Origin of the sequence: Cobetia marina (genome assembly GCF_001720485.1) — a bacterium.
Lineage (GTDB): Bacteria > Pseudomonadota > Gammaproteobacteria > Pseudomonadales > Halomonadaceae > Cobetia > Cobetia marina.
Genome location: NZ_CP017114.1, coordinates 1,415,218 through 1,438,577, shown reverse-complemented (window position 1 = coordinate 1,438,577; position 23,360 = coordinate 1,415,218). Strand labels below are relative to the sequence as shown.

Annotated in this window: 17 protein-coding genes; 6 read left to right on the top strand and 11 right to left on the bottom strand. The window is 64.8% G+C overall.

Going from position 1 to position 23,360, the window contains the following annotated elements; translation table 11 throughout:
* Positions 1 to 360: 360 nt before the first annotated feature.
* Both BFX80_RS06185 and BFX80_RS06180 read left to right on the top strand, forming a co-directional pair.
* The gene (locus BFX80_RS06185) at positions 361 to 1,122 is read left to right on the top strand and encodes a sulfite exporter TauE/SafE family protein (RefSeq protein ID WP_167592983.1); all 762 of its coding nucleotides are present in this window, start codon (positions 361 to 363) and stop codon (positions 1,120 to 1,122) included.
* The gene (locus BFX80_RS06180) at positions 1,122 to 1,418 is read left to right on the top strand and encodes a hypothetical protein (protein ID WP_084208239.1); all 297 of its coding nucleotides are present in this window, start codon (positions 1,122 to 1,124) and stop codon (positions 1,416 to 1,418) included. Before BFX80_RS06185 ends, BFX80_RS06180 begins: the two co-directional genes overlap by 1 nt.
* A 124-nt stretch (positions 1,419 to 1,542) precedes the next feature.
* Here the strand turns inward: BFX80_RS06180 and glmS are convergent, their stop codons facing one another.
* The 11 genes from glmS to BFX80_RS06125 form a co-directional block, all read right to left on the bottom strand.
* Positions 1,543 to 3,495: a glutamine--fructose-6-phosphate transaminase (isomerizing) gene (gene glmS / locus BFX80_RS06175; protein WP_084208238.1), complete on the bottom strand. Its 1,953-nt coding sequence runs from the start codon at positions 3,493 to 3,495 to the stop codon at positions 1,543 to 1,545.
* A 210-nt stretch (positions 3,496 to 3,705) separates the two neighbouring features.
* Positions 3,706 to 5,052, bottom strand: coding sequence for a UDP-glucose dehydrogenase family protein (locus tag BFX80_RS06170; protein ID WP_084208237.1), 1,347 nt, complete (start codon positions 5,050 to 5,052; stop codon positions 3,706 to 3,708).
* Positions 5,053 to 5,318: 266 nt separating this feature from the next.
* Positions 5,319 to 6,185, bottom strand: a complete 867-nt coding sequence (locus tag BFX80_RS06165; RefSeq protein ID WP_167592982.1) for a glycosyltransferase family A protein — start codon at positions 6,183 to 6,185, stop codon at positions 5,319 to 5,321.
* Between the two features lie 43 nt (positions 6,186 to 6,228).
* Positions 6,229 to 6,984 (bottom strand): glycosyltransferase family 2 protein, encoded by a 756-nt coding sequence (locus BFX80_RS06160; RefSeq protein ID WP_077374105.1) that lies wholly within the window; start codon positions 6,982 to 6,984, stop codon positions 6,229 to 6,231.
* Positions 6,977 to 8,215 carry a glycosyltransferase gene (locus BFX80_RS06155; RefSeq protein ID WP_167592981.1) on the bottom strand — a complete coding sequence of 413 codons (1,239 nt, stop codon included), beginning with the start codon at positions 8,213 to 8,215 and terminating at the stop codon, positions 6,977 to 6,979. Before BFX80_RS06155 ends, BFX80_RS06160 begins: the two co-directional genes overlap by 8 nt.
* Before the next feature lies 1 nt (position 8,216).
* Positions 8,217 to 9,713: a polysaccharide pyruvyl transferase family protein gene (locus BFX80_RS06150; protein WP_084208234.1), complete on the bottom strand. Its 1,497-nt coding sequence runs from the start codon at positions 9,711 to 9,713 to the stop codon at positions 8,217 to 8,219.
* 100 nt (positions 9,714 to 9,813) lie between these two features.
* Positions 9,814 to 11,166, bottom strand: coding sequence for a polysaccharide biosynthesis protein (locus BFX80_RS06145; RefSeq protein WP_084208233.1), 1,353 nt, complete (start codon positions 11,164 to 11,166; stop codon positions 9,814 to 9,816).
* A complete protein-coding gene (locus BFX80_RS06140) occupies positions 11,163 to 12,230 on the bottom strand; it encodes an EpsG family protein (RefSeq protein WP_077374117.1) in 1,068 nt (355 codons plus the stop codon). Before BFX80_RS06140 ends, BFX80_RS06145 begins: the two co-directional genes overlap by 4 nt.
* 2 nt (positions 12,231 to 12,232) lie before the next feature.
* Positions 12,233 to 13,528: a sugar transferase gene (locus BFX80_RS18100; protein ID WP_240499683.1), complete on the bottom strand. Its 1,296-nt coding sequence runs from the start codon at positions 13,526 to 13,528 to the stop codon at positions 12,233 to 12,235.
* A 274-nt stretch (positions 13,529 to 13,802) separates the two neighbouring features.
* Positions 13,803 to 16,151 (bottom strand): polysaccharide biosynthesis tyrosine autokinase, encoded by a 2,349-nt coding sequence (locus tag BFX80_RS06130; protein WP_084208232.1) that lies wholly within the window; start codon positions 16,149 to 16,151, stop codon positions 13,803 to 13,805.
* Positions 16,152 to 16,221: 70 nt separating this feature from the next.
* Positions 16,222 to 17,418 (bottom strand): polysaccharide export protein, encoded by a 1,197-nt coding sequence (locus BFX80_RS06125; RefSeq protein WP_084208231.1) that lies wholly within the window; start codon positions 17,416 to 17,418, stop codon positions 16,222 to 16,224.
* 1,284 nt (positions 17,419 to 18,702) lie between these two features.
* On the opposite strand from BFX80_RS06125, the gene BFX80_RS06120 reads away from it, so the two are divergent.
* The 4 genes from BFX80_RS06120 (at position 18,703) to BFX80_RS06105 (ending at position 23,338) form a co-directional block, all read left to right on the top strand.
* On the top strand, positions 18,703 to 19,092 hold the full coding sequence (locus BFX80_RS06120) for a hypothetical protein (protein WP_084208230.1): 390 nt from the start codon (positions 18,703 to 18,705) through the stop codon (positions 19,090 to 19,092).
* Positions 19,092 to 19,865 (top strand): YjbF family lipoprotein, encoded by a 774-nt coding sequence (locus tag BFX80_RS06115; protein ID WP_077374126.1) that lies wholly within the window; start codon positions 19,092 to 19,094, stop codon positions 19,863 to 19,865. The genes BFX80_RS06120 and BFX80_RS06115 overlap by 1 nt, the downstream gene beginning before the upstream one ends.
* Positions 19,865 to 20,833, top strand: a complete 969-nt coding sequence (locus BFX80_RS06110; protein ID WP_084208229.1) for a hypothetical protein — start codon at positions 19,865 to 19,867, stop codon at positions 20,831 to 20,833. Before BFX80_RS06115 ends, BFX80_RS06110 begins: the two co-directional genes overlap by 1 nt.
* 99 nt (positions 20,834 to 20,932) lie before the next feature.
* Positions 20,933 to 23,338 carry a YjbH domain-containing protein gene (locus BFX80_RS06105; RefSeq protein WP_084208228.1) on the top strand — a complete coding sequence of 802 codons (2,406 nt, stop codon included), beginning with the start codon at positions 20,933 to 20,935 and terminating at the stop codon, positions 23,336 to 23,338.
* Positions 23,339 to 23,360: the final 22 nt, after the last annotated feature.

The window sequence follows — 23,360 nt, the reverse complement described above, 5'->3', positions numbered from 1 at the left end:
ACATCATGTGGCCGCAAATGGCGACACTTCATGCCCCCTTGTTCACCACAGACTAATAAGCTGCTGATATTCAAACAAGGCGACATGTCGCCAAAAACCGAATTCATGAGGGTTCATGTCGCAAACTCCTTGCATCTCATGCGTAAGCTAAGCAATTCAAGACCACTAAATTACCTATGCAAGTTTGAGCAGGATGGGCCGAGCTGCTGACACGCTTCATCCGCGAAAGCTCACATGACTCACCCTCGCCGGCTGGCAGCCACGAGACTGTCGCCCTTTTGCGGCTGGCCCGCGCTATCATGGCAGCGCAATGCCTCCACCCTCCCCTCGCGCCGAACGGGGCCACCCAACGGAGTCACCATGACCCTCTGGCAACTCGCTGCCATCCTGTTGAGCCTGGCACTGGCCAGCTACATCCAGACCCTCACCGGCTTTGCCTTCGGGCTCATCGTCATGGGCCTGCTGGCCACTCTCGATGTCCTGCCCATCGAGAGCGCCGCCTTGCTCTGCGCCCTCTTGAGCCTGTTCAACAACTGCATGGCACTGCGGGGTCACTGGCGGGAAATCGACCTGCGCCTCGCGCGGCGACTGCTGGTCACCAGCCTGCCGCTGCTGCCGGTCGGCTATTACCTGGCCACCTGGCTGGGAGAGGAGCGCGCGCCCCTGCTCGGCATGCTGCTGGGATGCGTGATCCTCATCGCCTGCCTGGCGCTGCTGATGCAACCCAAGCCGCGTGAGACGCTGTCTCCCCGTTGGCACTTCCATGCCGCCGGCGGGCTCTCGGGCCTGATGGGCGGGCTGTTCGCCGCCAACGGGCCGCCGCTGGTGGTAATGCTCTACCGCCAGCCGATGACGCTGGTGGCGATCCGCTGCACCCTGTTCGCTGTCTTTCTGGTCGGGGGCGCCATGCGCATGGGGCTCTCGATCATCTCTCCCGGACGCGCCGGCGAGCACCTGAGTGAACTGCTGATGATCGGTGCCGCAGGCGTGTTCGTGGTCATCGCCTTCACGGAGCTCGCACGCCGCTTCCCACCCCCGCTCAGTGATCATCACCTGCGCCAGGTGGCCTACGCCATCCTGCTGGTCTCCAGTGGCAATCTGATCCTCAAGGGGTTGATCTGATGCGCGAGATTCCACCGTCACAGGCCGAGGAAGCGCCGGGAGAGGAAGGCTTCATCGAACTGGCGCCAGGCACACTGGAGGCCATCAAGGCGGCGGGCAGGAAACTCGACGATGACGTCAAGGCGGGGCGTGTCAGCTCAGGCAGTTCACGCTGGATCACGGGGCCGGGGGGAGATCGTTTCTGCATTCGTCATCAGGGCCCCACCCCCGAGCCCCCGGACACCTGCGAGACGGACACCACAGCCGGGCGGCGCAGCTGGTGGCGCCGTCTGTCGTCATGGGTCCTGCCGGGCTGAGCTGCATCAAGCAGGCAGCGTCAGGCAACCGCCGGCGGCATGATGCGCGCGCACGAAAAAAGGGACTGCCCATGGGCAGTCCCTTTCGTCTTCATGCGAGACACGATTCAGTGCCCGCGCGGGATCACTCTACCGTGACACTCTTGGCGAGATTGCGCGGCTGATCGACATCGGTACCCTTGAGCACGGCGACGTGATAGGACAGCAGCTGCAGCGGGACCGCATAGACGATCGGCGCGAGGAAGCGACACACCCCCGGCACGGTGACGACGTGCACGCCCTCACCGGCCTTGAGGCTGACTTCCGGGTCGGCGAACACGAACAGCTGGCCGCCACGCGCGCGGACTTCCTGAAGGTTGGACTTCAGCTTCTCCATCAGGTCATCCATCGGCGCGACCGCCACCACCGGCATGTCCTCATCGATCAAGGCCAGCGGGCCGTGCTTGAGCTCACCCGCCGCATAGGCTTCGGCGTGGATATAGGAGATTTCCTTGAGCTTGAGCGCACCCTCCATCGCGATCGGGTACTGGCTGCCGCGCCCGAGGAACAGGGTGTGATGGCGATGCATGAACTTCTCGGCCAACTGGGCGATTTCCCCGTTCAGCCCCAGCGATTGCTCGATGACATGCGGCAGGTCCTTGAGACGCATCAGCAGCTGACGCGTGAGCAGGTCATCTTCCTCGTCCTGCGGCTGTCGACGGCTCTGGCGCAGGGCCAGCGTGGTCAGCATCAGCGCCACCAGCTGGGTGGTGAAGGCCTTGGTGGAAGCCACCCCGATCTCCGGCCCGGCATGGGTCAGCAGTGACAGATCCGACTCACGAACCAGCGAGCTTCCCGCCACGTTGCAGATGGCCAGACTCGCCAGGTAATGCCCTGCCTGCGGCCCCTCGCGGTTGAGCTTCTGGATATCCCGCAGGGCCGCCAGCGTGTCGGCGGTCTCGCCGGACTGCGACAGGGTGATGAACAGCGTGCCCGGGGCCGCGACACGCTCGCGGTAACGAAACTCCGAGGCCACCTCGACCTGCGCCGGAATGCCGGCGACCTCTTCGAGCCAGTAACGCGCCACCATGCCGGCGTGATAGCTGGTCCCGCAGGCGATGATCTGCACCTGACGCACATCGGCCAGCAGCTGCGTCAGTCGCTCGACATCGACGACTTCCCTGCCCTTCTCGGCGCCATCATCCGCGGCCAGGAAGGAATGGCGCGAGACCTCGAAGGCCTCCAGGCGCACGCCCTGCGGGTCGAGACGCTCGGCCAGGGTACGCGACAGCACGGTGGGCTGCTCCATGATCTCCTTCATCATGAAGTGGCGATACTCACCCTTGCCCGCCGCTTCGACGCTGTGCTCATAGCGCACCACTTCGCGGGTCACCGGCGTGAGCTCATCCTGCTCGGCGCCGCGTTCCAGCACCTGGATGCCACTCGGGCTGATGGCCACCATGTCGCCCTCATCCAGATAGATGAAGCGGTCGGTGACCGGCAGCAGTGCCAGCGGGTCAGAAGCGATGAAGTGCTCCTCGATTCCCACACCCACGACCAGCGGGCTGCCCTGACGGGCGCCGACCAGCAGCTCGGGATTCTGCTGTTCCATCACCGCCAGCGCGAAAGCGCCATCCAGACGCGCGGTGACCACATTGACCGCCTCCGGCAGCGCACGGCCAGCGCGCAGTTCGCGGTCGACCAGATGCGCGACCACCTCGGTGTCCGTCTCGGAAGTGAAGTCATAGCCCTCCTGCTCCAGCTCACGGCGCAGCGCCTCGTGGTTCTCGATGATGCCATTGTGCACCACGGCCACGCGCTCGCTCGAGAGGTGCGGGTGCGCGTTGTGCTGGGCCGGACGCCCGTGGGTGGCCCAGCGGGTATGGGCGACGCCGATGGCACCGGACAGCGGCGCTTCACGCAGCTCGTCCTCCAGCGCGCGGACCTTGCCGACGGCACGCGCACGGCGCAGTTCACCGGCGGGGTCGATCACGGCCACGCCAGCGGAGTCGTAACCCCGGTATTCGAGGCGATGCAGCCCCTCGATGAGAATCTTGCTGATGTCACGCTGAGCCAGGCCGGCAACGATGCCACACATGGAAAGCTCCTTGTCTGCTGCCGCCCCGTGCCAGGCACGGAGCGGTTCGAACGAATGGGGGGCAAGGCGGTGCCCTTGCAGAGGTCACGGACGCGACCGCCTTGCCGAGAGGCTGAGTCAGAGAACTGAGCCACAGAACTGAGTCAAAGACTGAGTCGGGATGCCGCGACGACGGCTTGCAACCGCACGTGTCGCAGGCCGCCGCCTGGGTCAGTCGCGCGTCAGCGCCAGGGTGTCGCCACGGCCGACCGCGTAATACATCAGGCCGGCAGACTTCATGGCGGACGGCTCGAAGAGGTTGCGGCCATCCACCACCACCGGGAAGGCCAGCTGGGTCTTGAGCCAGCCGGCATCCAGCGTGCGGAATTCCTTCCACTCGGTGCAGATCACCAGCGCATCCGCGCCCTTGACCGCCTGGATGCGATCCGCCACCAGCACCAGATCATCGCGCTCGCCGTAGATGCGGCGTGTCTCACGCATGGATTCCGGGTCATAGGCCTGCACCTTGGCGCCCGCCGCCCACAGCGCTTCCATCAGCGTGCGGCTCGGCGCATCGCGCATGTCATCGGTGTTCGGCTTGAAGGCCAGCCCCCAGACGGCGATGGTCTTGCCGGCGAGATCGCCATCGAAGGCGCGTGACAGCTTCTCGAACAGCGTGACCTTCTGACGCTTGTTGACGGATTCCACCGCGGTGAGCAGCTCGGCCTCATAGCCGATCTGGCTGGCGGTACGCGCCAGCGCCTGGACATCCTTCGGGAAGCAGGAGCCACCGTAGCCACAGCCCGGGTAGATGAAGTGGTAGCCGATGCGCGGGTCACTGCCGATCCCGCGGCGCACTTCCTCGATATCCGCCCCGAGACGCTCGGCCAGGTTGGAGATCTCGTTCATGAAGCTGATCTTGGTGGCCAGCATCGCGTTGGCGGCGTACTTGGTCAGCTCGGCGGCACGCACATCCATGAACATCAGCTTTTCATGATTGCGATTGTAGGGGGCGTAGCATTCGCGCATGCGCTCGCGCACCTTCTCGGAATCGGTGCCGACCACGATGCGGGCACCACGCGTGAAGTCCTCCAGCGCCGCGCCCTCCTTGAGGAATTCCGGGTTGGAGCAGACATCGAAATCCACGCTCACGCCGCGGTGCTTGAGCACCTCAGCCACGCGGGCGTGCACGCGGTCTGCCGTGCCCACCGGCACGGTGGACTTGTCGATGATGACCTTGTAGTCATCCATGTACTCACCGATGCTCTCGGCCACCGCCAGCACGTACTTGAGGTCAGCACTGCCATCTTCATCCGGCGGCGTGCCCACGGCGATGAACTGCAGCACGCCGTGCGCGACGGCCTCGCGGGGGTCGGTGGTGAAGCTCAGACGGCCGGCTTCCACGTTGCGCAGCAGCATGCTCTCGAGTCCCGGCTCGTAGATGGGAATCTCGCCCTGCTTGAGGCGCTCGATCTTGGCGGCGTCCACGTCCATGCACACCACATCATGTCCCACATCGGCCAGGCAGGTACCGGTGACCAGGCCTACATAACCGCTTCCGAAAATCGTGATCTTCATTGAATGTCATCCTTGTTGGCCTGACGGCCATCTCGAGTGTGAACGCAATGCGCCAAAGCGATGCATGAGCGATACCGGTCGGGGCGGATCTCCCACTGCAGGGAGACCGTGAACCACTGACAGATCGCCCCTCGGCCCGAATCCGGCGTGACGTTACCCAACCCACTGACGGGCAACGTCAGTGGGGAGAGAGAAAAGCGCAGAGACTGCCATCCATCGGCGTCTGCCCATGCCGATTCGGGCGTACGTGTGTGTCGCGCGGGCGACTAGCGGAAGAAATTGCCGACGAAGGTCGCCAGATAGCCGCGCTTGAAAGCGATCGGGGCCTTGCGAACCAGGAAGGCCAGTGCCAGCGGCGAGAAGCGACTGCCAGTGACCCGAGCGAACATCCGCCCCTTGGTGCGCGCCTTGGCGGGCGAGCTGTAGAAGTCGCTGCCGGAGGTGACCCCCGCATGGGCGACGATGCCCAGATTGGCGCGCATCAGGCGCGCGCCCTGACGGCGGGCATCGCTCATCACGATGAATTCCTCGCCGGAGGGTTGGTCGGTGCCCAGCCCGAACTGCTCATCGAAGCGGGCATGGAACTGACAGAGATCCAGCGCCATGTCCACCGAGCGCACGCGAGCCAGTGACATCAGGGTGTGGGCCTTGAAGGCGACCGGCGGTGCCGGACGATCCGGGTCCCGTTCGTGCAAGGGGAAGGCCTTGACGTGCGGGAAGCTGATCGCCGCCGCCTCGGTACAGGTGAAGGCTTCCATCACCAGCGACACGGCCTGGGGATGCAGCTGGACATCGTCGTCCAGGATGTAGGCGTAGCGTGTCGGGCAGGCCGCCAGCGCGATGTTGCGGCTCTTGGAGAGACCACGCCCCGCGACCGCCAGATACTCGAAACGGCTGTCGAAATGGGCCAGCACGTACTCGCGGAAGATATCGCGCTGCGCCTCGTCCTGATGGGCTTCCGACAGCTGATGCACGATCAGGAAGCGGGCACCGGGCAGCTCGTCATAACGCGGCACGCTGTAGATCCCGGCATCCAGGGTCGAGATCAGGAAGGTCAGTTCCGGCACCTGACGACGGGCGCTGTCTTCCACCTGACGCTGATGCTTCAGCACACGAGCACGGGATTCCTGCATGGGGCGGCCTGCATGACGAGCGGGATCGACGGAGATAGTTTCATTAACGATGTTTTGCATAACCGTTCACCGCGTAATGGACAAAGTTGCGACTGGCGCTGATCACATCCATCCCCAGCACCTCACGATACAGACGCCACTGGTAGGCGGCGGCCTTGAACTTGTTGGAGGACACGCTGCTCTCGCGACGCGTGTAACGCGCCAGCGGCTCGGGCATGCCCTGCGCCGGGCCCAGCTGACCGATGATGATCAGCCACAGCGCCAGGTCCTGACGCTTGCGGATGGTCGGCATGTAGAAACGCCCGAAGCGCCCCGCGTCATAGATGGCGGTCAGGCAGCCGATGGAGTTGGAGCGCAGCATGTCGTCACGCGTCAGACGCGCCGGCGGTGCGAAGTGGGAGACATGGTTGCCCTGCTCATCCACCATCTCGTAGCCGGTGTAGGACAGTCCGGCGCCGGTCTCCTGCATGAAGGCGATCTGGCGTTCGATCTTCTCCGGCAGCCAGGCATCATCGGCGTCCAGGAAGGCGATGTAGCGGCCCTGGGCCTCGGCGATGGCACGGTTGCGGGCACGCCCCGGCCCGCCGTTGGTGTCGGTCTCGAGGATGCGGATCTCGACGTCGCCGGTCTCCAGTGCCGCGAAATCCTCGCGCAGTCGCGCGGCGGCACCATCGGGTGAGGCATCGTCGCTGATCAGGATCTCGCGCACCGGCTCGCTCTGGGCCAGCACGGAATCGACGGCGGCATGCAGGCGGCGGTCATAGCCGTAGTTGGGCATGATGACGGACACATCAGCCATGGGCCTTCTCCTTGGAATGAGGCGAGTGGGATCCACTGACGCTGACGCCGTTCACGAATGCGCGCTGGCGCGAATCGGCCGGCACCAGGCGCGTGATCAGGCGTTGATAGTCCGGCAGCACCGCATCACGGCTGTAGTGGGCAAAGCTCTCGCGTGCGGCCTTCGAGAGATGTAGCAGGCGATGGTCGTCAAATTCGAGACGCGCCAGCTCGTGCGCCAGCTCCTGCACGATCTCCACCTCACCGGCACTGTCCGCTTCGGCACTCAGCACGCCATCGACATCGTGGCGAATCAATGCCAGCGGGCCTGAGCGCACCGGGCGTGACAGGCACGGCAGGCCCTCACGCTTGGCTTCCAGCACGTTCATCGGCAGGCATTCACGCTCGGACGTCAGCAACAGCAGACGGGCTCGGCGCAACTCACGCGAGACGTCCTGCAGCGCGCCGGTGAACAGCACCCGGGTATCATCCGGCACGCTGTCGTCGTTGGCGCCCTGGAAGACCTTCAGCCCCAGCTCGTGGCACAGCGCCAGCAAGGACTCACGTTCCGGACCATCCCCGACCAGCACCAGACGCCCGCGGCGGTAACCCGAATGGGCAAAGGCACGGATCGCCAGATCGACACGCTTGATCGGCGCCAGACGCCCCACCATCACCACGTCGGCCTGACGCTCGCACTCGGCGCGCGTCTCGCGCTCCGCGAGATCATCCAGATAGTTGGGGATCACCGTCGGTTGCAGACCACGCCGCCGCCAGCATTCCGCATCCACCTCGTTGAGCACCTGCAGGACATCGAGATGACGATAGAGCAGGTGCTTGATGACGCGCTTGGCGCGACGATCGTGATGATAGGCGCTGTGCTCCTGGGCGATGACGCGGGTCAGCGGGCGCGAATTGCCCGCCTCGTCACGGCCTCCGGTGCCACGCGCCGCCAGCTGGGCGGCCAGATGGAAGGCGAAGTAGCCGCTGACCATCACCTCGATGCGCGCCTCCAGCATCAGACGACGCAGATGCGTCACCCAGTGGCGGAAGTTCTTGCGCGTACCGGTGGCGGGCAGTCCCAGAGTGCGGTATTCGACACCCTCGAGACGGCCCCAGTAGGGCTCGCCTTCACGCACCGACACCAGCGTGACCTGATGGCTGTCGCGCAGATCACGCGCCAGGCCGTGCATCACCTTCTCGACGCCACCGCAGGCGCTGATGTCCTGGATCAACAGAGCGACATGGGCCATGTCAGACTCCTCGCACGACAGGCTCGCTGTCGTGGGTGGCGTGCTCAGCGGCCGGAGCATCCGTGGCCACGGGGTCCGTCGCGTCAGGTGCCTTGGCAGCCGTCGGCGCCGGATAGGCGTCATCATTGAGCTTGAGCTCACGCTGGCCCCAGACACCGGCGCGTCCCGGTGCGCGGCGCAGGAAGTCCCGCGTGATGTCGGCGGTGATCGCCAGCTTGTCGGCGATGACGCGCTCGGCAAGCGCCGGGAAGGCCTTGTCGGCGACCAGCGCCTCGATGTCGGCCACGATGCGTGCCGGGTCGAAGTTCTCGATGTCCTGAACGCTGTCGCCGAGCCCGAAGTCACGCATGATGCCCGGCGCCTTGGGGCCACAGTAGGACAGCGCGTAGACCGGCGTGCCGGACATCAGCGCGAAGATGACCGAGTGGAAACGCGTGCCCACCAGGAATTCAGCGTCGCGGTAGAGATCCACCAGCGCATCCGGGCTCGGGTCGCCCTGCACCAGCTCGATGCGCGTGGCGAGCTCCTGGCCCCCGTCAGCGGCGGCCAGTGCCTTCTGCAGGTGATCGAACACCAGCTGGGAGATGCGCTGGTCATTCTCGATATCGGTCGGGCCCAGCACGTGCGGCACGATCATCAGGCGCTCGATGCCCAGACGCTCCCGGGATTCCAGCAGTGAACGCGACAGCACCTCGACACGCTCGGCGAAGGCCTGCTGATCCAGCCCCCACCAGTCACGCAGGGTGATCACGGCATAGGGTGAGGCCACGCCGCCCGGTGCCTTGACCTCGGCATGTTCATCGCTCGCCCGCGGGGCCATGGCGAAGGCCATGTCGGTGCCCAGCAGCGCATGCGGCAGCTTCGGGTCGGCCTTCTGGGTCATGGCGTGGGTGATCTCCTCACGCGAGACCACCAGGCAGTCGCTCAGGGTGCGCAGGAAGAAGCGCTCCTGGGCCGGGGTCTTGAACGGGCCGAAGGAGTGGCCCAGCAACAGCACGCGCTTGCCGGCCTTGCGCGCCAGCATCACCGGCGCCAGATAGCCGATCAGCGCCAGCCAGGAAGACAGGGTCTTCTTGAAGCTGCCGTTGTGGAAGATATGACCGCCCTTCACCACCACCAGGTCGGCACCATCGATGACATCGTTGCCGCTCTTGCCCTGCTTGCCGAACGCCATCTTGGCCCCCAGCCCCAGCAGCGAGGTGACGAAGCGCAGCTTGTCACGCATCGGCGGCATCAAGGGCTGACCGACGGTGACGCGCTCGCGGTAGCGGCGACGAATGTGGCGGAAGGGTCCGCGCTCGGTGGCGAACACCTGATCATCGATGGGCAGGATATCGATGCGATGGCCTTCGGCCTTCGCCACGCCTTCACCGGAGACATCGCTGCGGCCGTGTTCGGCATCGATCAGCTGGTCGAGGAAGTCGATGGTGCCCATCAGGATGGCGGAGTCGCCCTTGTTGTCGTCATGCCATCCGTGCGTCATGCATATCTTGGCCATGCTGTTCGTCCTTCTGTCCGTAATGTCGCTGTTCGGTGTGCACGATGCCCGGGCATCGCCACGTGAAATGTCGTGTACTCGTCGGCCCCAAGGCCGAACGTCAAGGGCTGGCCGTCGCGGCCGCCTCTTGCTGGCGAGCCGGCTGGAAGAGGATCGCCATCGCCAGCATCACCAGCTCCGCGGTGACCGGCACGCACAGGAAGAGGTGGTAGAGGTCGATGCCCAGAAGGCTGCCGCTCTCGCCGGACGCGTTGCCGAGCGAGTGATTGAGCGCCGCGATCGAAAGGCCCCCACCGACCACCAGAATGGCCCCGGTGCTCTGGCACAGCAGGCGCTTGCCATTCAGGCGCAGTGCCGCCAGACGCGTGAAGGCGCAGGTGACGAAGGCGTGCACCAGGTAGACCAGCGCGAAGGCGCGCAGTGTCATGGTCAGGCGCGGGTAGGCGCCGCTCAGGAAGTGCTCGGCCAGCCACGGCGCCACCAGTGCCAGACCGCCCGCCACCGGCAGCGCGAAGCCGCTGGCGATGATCAGGTATTCCTTGAGGCGGCCATCACCCTGGGTCAGCTTGGGCAGGTAGTAGCGATACAGGCTGGTGGGGAAGACATAGAGCGCGAACACGATGGAAGTCACCACCGAGACACTGGCCACCTGGGCGGGCGCGAAGGCGAGCCCGGCCAGGATCACCCAGGCCTGCAGGTAGGCGAATGACATCAGGTTGTTGTAGAGAAAGCCGCGTCCACGCGCGAAGTCCGCCTTGCTCGGCAGGCGACTTGAGCTTGCGCCATCGCGGCTGGCAGCCGCCGCCCGGGCATCCGCCGCCGCGTCATGTGACAGCCACATGCCCAGCAGCATCACGATGACCAGCGCGAGGGCACCGACCATCACGAAGGTGGCCACCGGTGCCAGGCCGAACATGCCGGACGGCGTGGTCAGCTCGGCGCTGAATTCGGCGCCGGTCAGCAGCGCGACGCCCTGATGATAGAGCGCCGGACCTGCCGCGCAGGCGACCGCGATCGCCACCGCCAGCGAGATCAGCACCGTCATCAGATTGACGCGCCCCAGGCGCTCCTGACGCTGCAGGCGCGAATTGACCATCTGCAGGCCGACCTGCTCCGCCCCGGCGCGCAGGGCACAGAAGGCGAAAATGAAGGCAGACAGCCCCAGCAGCGGCGCGATGCCCACGGCGAAGGCGATGGACAGCAAGGCGTAGAGGCCGATGCCGACGCCCATCCAGCGGCGCAGCGCCGCGCCACTGGCACCATCTTCGGTGACCAGCAGCACCTCGTTGCCGCCCATGCGCGCCAGCACGCCCAGCAACACCGCATAGTTGAGAGCCAGGGCATATTCCCCGAAGGCCTCGGGCGCCACGGCTCGCGCCAGCAGCAGGCCCGCCGCGGACGACAGGCCACGCGCCATCAGGTTGAACAGCGAGAAGATCAGCGCTTCGCTCATGACTGACCTCCATTGCCGACCACCAGTGCTTCATCGCTCAAGAAATAGAATTGGTAGTTGTTCAAGAAATCATGATCCTGATTGCCGGCCGCCACCTTCAGCGACATGAAGAACAACGCCATCATCAGCGCACCGCTGATCAGACTGGGCAGCAGCTTGTCGCGGAAGTGCTCGATGACGTCACAGATGACGAAGATGGCAAACGGCAGGAAGTAGTAGCTGGCGCGGGCCACGTGCTCACCATAGGTGATGAACAGGGTGTAGAGCGCCACGCCGATGAACATCAGATTGAAGGCCCAGGGGTCCAGTGACAGGCGGAAATGCTTCCAGAGTCCCAGCGTCCCCAGGCAGATCAGCAGATAGATGACATAGAGCTTCTGCCCGCCCCCGGAAAAATCCTCGAAGTAGTGGGCATAGAGCCCCAGCGCGCTGAGTGCGCTCTTGGCCAGCGGTCCTGCCACGAAACACAGCGGCAGCAGCCCCAGATAGACCCAGAAGGGATAGGCACGTCGCAGCAGCGGGTAGAGCACCAGCAACGGCAGATACAGCGCCAGGGTGTAGTGGAAGCTGGTGCCGACGAGCATCAGCACCAGCGCCGGCAGCCGCATGCCACGCTCCAGACAGGCCATCGCCACCATGAACAGGGCGATCGCCACGTGCTGCTTGACGAAGCCGAAGGCCGAGAGATAGATCAGCGGCAGGCAGACGAAGAACAGCAGGCACCAGGCCAGGTTGCGGCGGCTCATCACCAGTGCGGTGACGAAGCAAGATACATAGAGGAAGGCAGTGATGAAGAAGAACAGCTGCGGTTCCCCCCAGGCCCGAGCCATGCGCGCCAGTGCCGCCGGCGCGGGTTCGAGGAAGCTCAGGTCGACCTGCCAGGTGGCCATCTGGCGATACGAGAAGTAGTCGTATCCTGCGTCGTAACGCAATGCCATGAACGCCAGACACAGCCCGCCACCCAGCCAGGCACCCACCATGCGGGTGCGCTCGCTGGCCGCCAGTGGCAGAACTGCCACCAGCAGGGCCATGAAGCCGACGTAATAGCCACTGACGGTCAGCATGCTCAGCGTGCCCCGAAACCGGTCAGCATGGTCTTGATGGTACGACCGACGATCAACAGATCCAGCCACACGGAGAAGCGCTTGATGTAGTAGAAGTCGTGTTCGAGCTTCTCGCGCGTCTCGTCAGCGTCGGAGGCGTACCCCTGGGTCACCTGCGCCCAGCCGGTGATGCCCGGACGAACCACGTGACGGTAGTTGTAGAACGGAATCTGTTCGGCGAATTCATTCACGAACTTGACCTGCTCCGGACGCGGACCGATGAGGCTCATCTCGCCCTTGAGCACGTTGATGAACTGCGGCAGCTCATCGATGCGGGTCTTGCGGATCACGCGGCCGATACGGGTCACGCGCATGTCGTTGGCCTGGGCGAACTGGGCACCGGACTTCTCGCTGTCATGGCACATGCTGCGGAACTTGAACATGCGATACGGACGTCCGCCCTGACCGACACGCTCCTGCACGAAGAACACGCCACCCGGCGAATCCAGACGGATCAGCACGGCAGTCACCAGGCAGATCGGCAGCACGAACGGGGCCACCGCCAGCACGGCCAGCACGTCGAACAGACGCTTGAACAGCTCATATTCACTGTTGGGTGCCAGCTGACCGAAGCTGTTCTCGCGCACCTGGTTCAGCTCCACGCGACCGGTGAGCGACTCGCGCACTTCACTGGCGTCGTAGACCGGAATGCGGTTGAGCACGCAGTTGGCCAGGAAACGCTGCCACTCGGCCGGCATCTCGGCTTCCAGATCCGCGACCACGCCGTTGTAGCGCTCCTGGCCCAGGTCCGGTGCGCGCATCAGGTTCCAGCGCGCCCCACGAGTGGTGAACAGGTTGCGATAGTCACCGAACGGCACCACGGCCAGCTTGCGGATGCGGGTGCGCTGCTCGGCCCAGAAGCCGATGGAGCAGATCAGCATCGCCGCGAGCCAGGAGCTGCCCAGCACGATACGGCTGAAGCGCAGATCCAGCGCGATCAGCACGCTCATCGCCAGCAGATAGCTGATGGTGATGGCCGGCAGCACGTAGGCGAATGCCTTGGCACCGGGGTAGCGCGACATGTGACGGATCGCCTGCAGCGCGAGCAGGAAGCCACCGCTGGCCGCGATGACGCTGTGCATGCGCATCTCGCTGACCCAGGGGCGCAGGCCATTGATCAGCAACAGCGGGACACCCACCGCCAGAATCAGACCCACCAGCGCCTGACACAGCGAGTTGAACATCAGACGTTCGTACATGCGCGAATGTCGCTGACGCCCCTCGAGTCCGGTCGTCGCTGGATTTGTCGTCGTGTTCATGTGCCTGTCTCCCCCTTGGTTTGCGTTCGAGTGGTGTTTCCGTTCATCACACCCGGTGCCGTCTCCCGCCGCCCTTGCGGCCTGCACCGGTCTATCGCAAATCGTGCTGTCTTCTCATCACGCCGCATGCGCCCTTCGGGCCGGCATGCCGCGCCGTGTCGGTGACGTGGTGTCGAGTGACACCGGGTCTTGCGATACGTCGTCTTCCGCCTGGGTGTCTGTTGACGAGCTGTCATCAGACATAGGGGCGTCGCCGTGGATGGCAAGTCAGCACTCACGTATTTGCGCCGCCCTGATACTGGTAGTCGTGATAGCTGTAGCCGTAGCTGTAGGCCGTGGTCGCCTTGCGCTCGACGGCGTTGAGGATGGCGCCATCCACGCTCACGCCACTGGAAGCGAAGCGCTCCAATGCCGCTTCGATTTCCTTGGGCGAGTTGTGCATGAAGCGCGTCACCATCACGCTGACGCCGCACAGCTTGCCGACGATGGCTGCATCGGTGACCGCCAGGATCGGCGGCGTATCCACGATGACCATGTCGAAGTTCTCGCTGGCCCACTCGAGCAGCTCGGAGAAGCGCGCCTGCAGCAGCAACTCGGAGGGATTGCTCGGTGAGGTGCCGCGAGCCACGTAGCAGAGGGTGTCCGGTGTCTCACCGTCTTCGCCGACCACCGCCAGGCTCTCGTCGGCGATGCTGCGGATGATGGCGCTGCGCTCCACCTTGCCGAGCAGGTAGTCGCTCAGCCCCGGTGCCACGGCGCCCACCTGTTGGCCCGCCATGCTCTGATGCACGTGACCACGGCGCATGTCGGCATCGATCACCAGCACGCGGTTGCCTGCCTGGGCACAGACGGCGGCCAGGTTGGCGGACACGAAGCTCTTGCCGATGCCCGGGCTGGGGCCGCAGATCATCAGGCGGTTGTCGGGCGCTTCCATCATCGCGAAGTGCAGGCTGGTACGCAGACCCCGCAGACCCTCGATGGAGAGGTCCGCCGGATTGCGCACCGCCAGCAGGCCAGGCGCGGCATTGCCGGCCGCCGCCGTGGCGCCCTTGCCGAGCTTGAAGGAGGAGAAGCGCTTGATGCCTCGCGCCAGGCGACGATTGAGGCGCGCCTGCTCCTCGGAGAGCGGCAGGGTCGCATGCACGTTGAGGCCGAGATCGGAAAGCTCCGACGGTGTCTCGATGCCACGATGCAGCAGCGAGCGCAGCAGCACGAAGACCACACCCAACATGGCGCCCAGCAGGGTCGCGATCACCACGATCATCGCCTTGCGCGGGCTGACCGGGTGCGGCTGCGCCACGGCCTCATCCAGGATGCGGATGTTGCCGATGGTGCTGGCCTGGGCGATGTTCATTTCCTGGGTCTTGTTGAGCAGCTGCACGTAGATCTGCTGATTGACCTCGACTTCACGCTCCAGACGCAGGATCTCCTGCTGGGTGTCCGGAAGATCCCCCACCTGCTTCTCGAGCTCACTGCGCGTGCGCTCAAGATCCGCGCGCTTCTTGCGCAGTGCCACGTAGCTTGGGTGACTCGGGTTGAACTTGCCGGAGAGCTCCGCTTCCTCGAGCTGGGTCTGGTTGAGCTGGTTGTCGATGTTCACCAGCTGCTCGAGCACCGACTTGGTCTCGAGATCCAGATTCACGCTGTCGCTCTTGCCGCGATAGGCATTGAGACGCTCTTCGGCCTCGGTCAGCTTCTTGCGGACGGTCGGCACCTGTTCCTTGAGGAATTCGAGCGACTTCTCCGCTTCCGCCGATTGACGGTCGATGTTCTGCTGCTGATAGGTCTCGGTGATGCGTTCAAGCACCTGCTGGGTGCGCAGCGGGTCTTCCCCCACCAGTGCCAGCCCCAGCACGCCGGTCTCCTTGCCCATCTCGGCCACCGCGAAGCGCGCGCGCAGCGCATTGGTGGCTTCCAGAGTGGACTGGTGCATCAGGGTGAACTCGGCCCCCTCGCCCGCGGTGAGCGAGGTCACCTCGAGACTCACCTCGCCCAGCGGCCCCTCGAAACGCTCACGCTTGCCCACCGAGCCTGTGCCGAGCACCTTGCCGTCGTAGCGCAGTTCATAGCGGCCCTGCTCACCCGAGCCGAGCGTCACCAGCGTCAGCGGGACGTTGTCCCAGGCCTTGGGCACGGCCAGGCTGGCCACTTCCAGTGACTCGCCGGCCCACACCATGCTGGAACCGGACAGCCAGCTCGGGCGCTCCACCTCGTGGCTGCGCAGGAAGGTCCCGATCACCGGGTACTGGTAAGGCTTGACCACCAGATCCAGCTGCTCCTTCTTGACGGTCTCGCCCAGCACCAGGCGCGAGGTGATGATCTGGATCTCGGATTCCGACGGCGGCGCCTCCCCCCGCAGCATGCTGGAGACATCCCGCAGCGGATTCATGTTGCTGCCACCATCCTCGACCTGCACCAGCGCATCGGCCTTGTAGATCGGCGTCGCCAGCAGCGCATAGAGCACCGCCAGCACGGTGAAGGTGCCGGTGATCAGCGCCAGCGTCAGGCGGCTGTCATACAGCTGACCCAGCATGCGGCCCAGATCGAGACTGGTGCGCGCCGGTACCGCTGCGGGTTCGGTGGCCCCCGTCTGACGGGAGGAATGGGCATTGCGAATCGACATCGTTGAGTCACTCTCCTGGTGTCCTGCCCGTGCATCGCGACGGGCAGGGACGCCTTGACGACCCCTCGCCTTACTGGCCGAGGGTATCGAGGTTGTCCTGGATTTCGGTGCTGTAGTAGATGGAGCTCACGGTGGGCAGCAACTGACTGATCACGCGGTTCCAGCGCGACACCGGCGCGGCCGTGACATAGACGACATCCTGCGGCTTGAGCGCGAAGTCGGCGCCCAGAATCAGGGCCGTAGTGTTGCGAGCATCCAGCTGATAGACGGTGGCCAGCTTCTCGGGGTCTTCCCGGTCCCGCCGTACCACGAAGATGCCGGAGGCATCCGCGGAGTCTTCCTTGATGCCGCCCGCCTGGGCGATGGCATCGGTCAGCGAGATGGGGCTTCTGCCCAGCGGCAGGCTGACCGACTTGTCGACCTCACCCATCACGAACACCTTGCGGGTCCCGACATCCGGCACATACAGGACATCACCGTCCTTGAGCAGCCGATCACGTGCCTCGCCGGTCGCCGCATTGCGCTGTGCCAGCAGCTCATAGAGGGATATGACGGTCTCCTCGCCATTGCGCTTGAGCACCACGTTGTGCCAGTCCGCGTCTCCGGTCATGCCGCCGGCAGCGGCGATGGCATCGAGCAGACTCAACGGCACATCATTGATGGGCTGCACGCCAGGCTGCTCCACCTCACCGCTGATCCGCACCTTCTGACTGCGGAAGGCCGCCACCTTGACGTCGATCTGCGGCTCGTTGAGGTAGGGCTGGAGGCGCTCGCCCAGCACCCGACGGATCTCGTCCAGGGTCTTGCCGCTGACCTGGACACGGCCGATGTAGGGATAGAAGAGCGTGCCGTCGGCATGCACCACGTTGCCGGCTTCCTGGGCGCTGCGCTCGGAGCCCGTGGGCAACGACAGCTCCGGGTGGTCATAGACGACGATATTGAGAATGTCGCCCGGCCCCACGTGGTACTGATAATCCGGCGCCAGTTGCGCACGGGTGCTGCTGTTGAGCTCCTGGGTCAGCGCCTGCTCCAGCTCGCGCTGGGTGCCGTCACCCCGAGCCGCCTGGCGTGCCTGGGCATCCGCCCGCGCCTGGGCCTTGATCAAGCCGAAGGTGATGGGCTCCACATCGACGATGTCATCCACCGGCGCGGCCGAGGTGTCATAGTCGATGTCGCCACCGGGCGCGAAGACGCAGCCCGCCAGTCCGGTGAGGGCGCCGAGGCTCAAGCTGGCGCCCAGAAGTCGTGCGATCAGTGCATTTTTCATCTGAAGTCCGTTGAGTCGACAGACCCGAGCAGCGATTGATGCGAGGCTGCCCCGATCATTCCCGCCGCACGCTGACGCCGGGACCAATTCGATAACGTCTTCGGTTCGCCTTGCGTAACGCGATGGCCCCATGTGCAACGACAGTTGCAACGACGGTGACCTCGGGCCGAGGGTGATCCCTCGTGCTGGTGTCATGTCTTGGTTTGCTTGAGTACTTGCGTCTGCTGGCGTCCCGCCCCTTGCATGACGGCTTGCGCCTGTCTGGCAATGGCGCGAACACTCCCTTGGGCAATCACGCGAATGCTGGCCCATGAAGACGATGAATGTGATTGAGGATCCTTCGATTTACACGAAGTCTTCCTCATAAAATCACGTCTCTGCTGCACATCGATGATACCTTTTACAGGCACACATTCACGCCATCGACAGTGCCCACCACACCCACCTGACGGCACAGGCTCTACAACGTGATGGCAACGTTTATCGCACTGTCCGCTGCGTCGTCTTCATGGGCATCAAGAATGGAGTGACCAGACTCCATCTGTTGCGCATTTTACCTGATCCACGCCGCTCGCCAATCGAGCGCTGTTACAAAAATCCAATAAAAACATTGCTTTGTATCATCATCAGCACGACGTGTGTCGCTAACCGCCACATGGCGACGTAGCCGATTACAGACAGTGAAACGCTGGGTTCGTCTGCAAATCGACACATCCTTCACAAGAATTTCAGCAGCCATGCGGATCAAGTCCAGCGCCCGCGGTGTCTGAAAGATCGACAGGCATGTCTGCTTTTATCCACACCACGATTACTCTTTTTTACATAAATATTTCGCTTTCCATCAACGCCACATCGACGCGACCTCTCTCGCTAGACAGCCGACATTTTCTGGTTAACATGGGCCTCGCTTTCACGGGGGGATAGAGAGAGGCGTCCGTCTGAAATGTGCATGCACATTTCTCATGACGACGGCGATGTCATCACCTCGAAAGCGAGCAATACGGTGGCCAGGGAATGCGGCCATGGCAGGAACACCTCAGGACGAGGCTGCGCCAGGGAAGATGCTACGGACGGTATCAGGGACGGCGCCCTGCACATCATGGAACAGGCGTGAGCTTGCTCACGCACACCACGACGCAACTCTCAGCAGCAGTGTTGCCGATGGTCAGAGACAGCACGGCATCCGGCATGCACGACGCTGGCCTTGGCCACCCATCACCGAGCCCAGTCATCGCAGCGCCCTGACTGGCAGATGACCGGCAATGCTCATCAAGGAGACTTCATATGCGCAAGTCACATATCGGCGCCATTCTCGGCCTGTCCGGTGCCCTGCTATTGGCAGGCAACGCCATGGCGGAAGAGGAGGCACCTGCCGCTGGGCAGGCTGCGACGGGGACGACCGGTACCACCGGAACTACTGGTACTACCGGCACGACTGGCACCACCGGCACGACTGGCACCACCGGTACCACTGGCACGACCGGTAGCGTTCCCACCGGCAGCGCCGCTGGCAGCGGCACGGCCAGCCAGAGCGCGTCCGGCAGCGTGACCCCGAGCACCAACGGCGGCAGCATCGCGGCCGGCGCGGCCACGGGCACCGTCGGTGGCGGGACGACCGGCACCACCGGTACCACCGGCACGACAGGTACTACCGGCTCTACCGGGACACGTTGATGACGTCGCGCTCCGCATCGCGTCGTTCAGGCGCGAATCATCGCCAATCGCCAGCCAGGCACCTTCCAGGCATCCGGCGCTCGCTGACGCTGCTGGGCATCACTGCCTGTGCCGTGTCAGTGAGCGGCTGTGCCCAGATAGTGGCCAGTTCGGTGGGCGATGCCTTCGGCAAGGATGACTTCGAGGCGGCGCGCGCCAGTGAACTGCCCTACGCCTCCCTCAAGTTCCTGCATGGCAACAACACGGCACTGGTCGTGTTGGCCACGCTCGAGGATGAGGGACGCATCGCGCGTTTCGAGAGCCAGGACCGCGGCATCATCGAACTGCGCGACGGCGTACTGTCCGCGACATCCGGCTTCACGCGAGACATCGCGGACAGGCATGAGCAAAGCACTACCGGGCGCGCCTTGGCGCGTCCGGCCTGGCTGATGGCTGACGACAGCCGCTATCGCGTCAGTGTCAGCGCCCTGAGCCCCTATCCTCGCCGGCTGGAGCGGGCAGATGCCGCTTCCTCCGGCAGTCAGCATCAAGATGACGTGCCGGTGATGCAGGTGCATGAAGCCGATGCACATCTGCGCTGTGAGGCCGCCGCGCCACACGCGCTGCCACTGGCCGAGCTGTCGCTGCAACACTGCACCGAGACCCTGGCATGGGACGATGGCCACACCACCACCAACGAGATATGGCGCGATGCCACTCGGGTGTGGGCCGCCGACATGACGGCCTGGCCGGACGGGCCACGCTTCGGCTGGGAGATCGCCAAGGCATGGTAATGCGCTTTTCACGACCTGATTCTGCTCGCCCCGTACACGATTCGGCCCGCGTCGAGGGACCGCTGCGCGCCCTCGCCCGCGCACTGCCCACGGGAGTGTGCCTGGCCGCCCTGCTGACCCCGACCCTCGCCCGGGCGAACGAGACGCCGCTGCCCTTCAGCGCCGCCAGCACGCCACTGGCCAGTCAGGTACTGGAACAGCAATGGTCCTCCCATCAGACCCGCATGGCGCTGGACTGGCGCTACAGCTTCGTCAGCACGCCGCTGATTCGCCGGCAGATGGCCGCGACCGCCAACCGCCTGAGCGCCGAGATTGAACTGATCGCGGCTCGCTACGCGGTGGGAGCACCTGAGGGCAGCTCTCGGGCCGCCTATGTCGAGGGGTTGCACGCCTGGCAGCGCTATCTCGATCAGGGCCGTCAACAGGGTGAGCCACGCAGCGTGCTGGCACGCCTGCCCGGCCAGCTGAATCCGCTCACTGACATGCGCGATGGCCCGGGGGCGATACGCATCGCCCCCGGCATGGTGATCGGCGCCTGTCAGGCCCCCCGCGACGTGGTGATTCTGGACGCCAGTGGCGTGCACCAGCGCCAGTGGAGCCCCGGCCTGACACTGGACGCCTTGATCGATGAGCGCCGCGCCGCCGACTCGCTGGGCCAGGCGGCACGAGCCAGCCTCGTCACCCCCCAGGGGCAGGTGCTCACGCGGCCCATCGCCAGCTGGAATCGCCTCACGCGTGGCGCAGCCGACCTGCCGGTCGCGCCGGGAGCCAGTCTGGTGATCCATACCCCCGGTATCGATACCGCGCAGCAATGGGTCAACGAGGCGCTGCCGCAATGGCTGGCCAGCCGCCTGCCCGGTGAGAACTGTCACAGCTGGCAGCTGGACGCCGCCTCGCTGCCGTCAGCGGACGACGAGCCGACAGCCCCCGGGACGTCAGGCACTGACCCGCAAGCGCCAGCCCGCTAGCGGTCGTTCCCGGCACTGCCGGCATCGCCTCGATGTTTCTATCCTCCATACCCTCATTCACGCTCACGCGCCTGTCGCGCGGGAGCATGCGAGACGCCCATGTCGAGTCCTTTTCGCCCAGCCCATCCCTCCACGCGCCCCCGAGACGAGCAGCGCCCTGCTCCGGCACGCACCGGCTGGCTGGCGCTCGGCATGGCAGGAGGCCTGCTCGGCGCCCAGATCGCCCACGCCGCCACTGGGGAATCCCAGAGTGATTTCGGCGGCGTGGGGCTGATGCAGACTCCCACGGCACGCTTCGCCCCACAGGGCGAGCTGAGCTTCACCTACAGCCGTACCCAGCCCTACAAGCGCTTCAGCGTCAACGCCGCCCCCTTCGAGTGGATGGAGCTGGGCTTTCGCTATGTCTCGGTGGAAACGGTCAGCTACGGTGAGGCCGCCCCGGACCGCGACTACCTGGATAAATCCTTCGACACCAAGTTCCGGCTCTGGGAAGAGGACCGTTATCGCCCGGCACTCGCGGTGGGCCTGCGAGATCTCGGTGGTACGGGGCTGTTCAGCTCTGAATATCTGGTGGCCAGCAAGCGCTACGGTGATCTTGATGTCAGTCTGGGGCTCGGCTGGGGCTATCTGGGCACGCGGGGCGACTTCAGCAACCCTCTGGCGCTGGTGAGAAGCAGCCTCGAGACGCGCAGCGATACCACCAGCGACAACGGGGGCGACTTCCAGCTGGGCAGCATGTTCAGTGGCAGCCCGGCCGTCTTCGGTGGCATCGAATATCAGACGCCCTGGGACCCGCTGACCCTGATGCTGGAATACGAGGGCAACGACTACTCCGACGAGCCCCTGACGGTGGAGATAGACCAGGATTCACCGTTCAATCTGGGCGCGACGTTCAAGGTCAATGACAACCTGTCGCTGCATGGCGGCTGGGAGCGCGGCAACACCGCCATGCTGGGCCTGTCGCTGTCCACCAATCTGGCGGGGCTGGCTCAGGCCAAGGATGACGGCACCCCGGAAGATGTCGCCCCCAGTCACCATTCGCGCTACCGCCATGACCAGACCCCGGAAGCCTTCCGGGTGCGCTCGCTGGATGCCGTCAATCGTGGGGACAGCGAGACAGTCCCGTCGGATCGCCCTCCACGTCCCGCCGGTGCCACGCCGGCCTCAACGCCCTCGCTGGACGGCGGCGAGGCTGCACCTCAAGGCCGCCTGCTGACGCTGCCGACCTCCCCGAGTGCCACCACGGGCGAGCCCGCCGCAAGCCCGCCAGCGCCGATACGGCTGGAGGACGTCGACTGGCAGGCACTGGCCGCGACGCTGCGTGCCCAGACGGGGCTTGAAGTCTCCCGCCTGCGGGTAGAGGGCGAGACCTTGGTCATCGAGGCGGAGGCCACGCGCTTTCGCAAGGACCTGCAGGCCGAAGGCCGCGCCAATCGCGTACTGCACAACCGCCTGCCCGCCGAGATCACCCACTTCCGCTACCGCCTGAGCAGCAACGGCCTGGCGCTGCGCGAGGATGAGCATCCGCGAGAGGCCTTCGTCGCGGCCGCCAACGACAGACGTTTCGGTGCCGAGTACGAGCATTCCATCACCGCTCGCGCCGCCTCTCCCGCGCCTGACGACGACGCCAGCGCGGAGGCCGCCACGCTGCTGGACAGGGAACCCGCCGGTTTCAACTGGGGATTCTCGCCCAACCTGAAACAGAACTTCGGCGGACCGGACGGCTATCTCTACCAGCTCAACCTGCAGCTGGATGCCCTGTGGCGCACCGATCGCAATGGCTGGTTCTCCGGCGTGGCCACCTATCAGCTGGCCGACAACTACGAGAACTACGAGTACATCGCCGACTCCGACCTGCCACGCGTGCGCACCTACGTCGGGGATTACGTCAAGGAGACCGATCTGGGCATCACCAATCTGCAGTACACCCGCACTCATCAGTTCGGGCGTGACTGGTATGCCCAGGCCTACGGCGGCATTCTCGAGATGATGTATGCCGGTGTCGGTGCCGAGGTGCTCTATCGCCCGATGAACAGCTCGCTGGCACTGGGGCTGGATATCAACCGCGTCCGCCAGCGGGAATTCGATCAGCAGTTCGGCCTGCGCGACTATTCCGTCACCACCGGCCATGCCACCGCCTACTGGCAGTCCGGCTGGCACGATGTGCTGGTCAAGGGCTCGGTGGGGCGCTATCTGGCCGGCGATATCGGCGCGACGCTGGATCTGTCCCGCCGCTTCTCCAACGGGGTCAGCGTCGGGGCCTGGGCGACCATGACCGATGCCGGCGATGACTATGGCGAGGGCAGCTTCGACAAGGGGCTCTACGTCAGCATTCCGCTGGACGCCTTCTTCACCACCTCCAGCAAGGGCAGTACCGGCTTTGCCTGGGCACCGCTGACCCGTGATGGTGGTGCACGCCTCAATCGTCGCTACCAGCTCTATTACATGACCGATGACCGGGACCCCGAGGGCTACTGGGAAGGGATCGACAAGGTCTACAAGTAATCCGTGCGTGAGTATGTTTCAC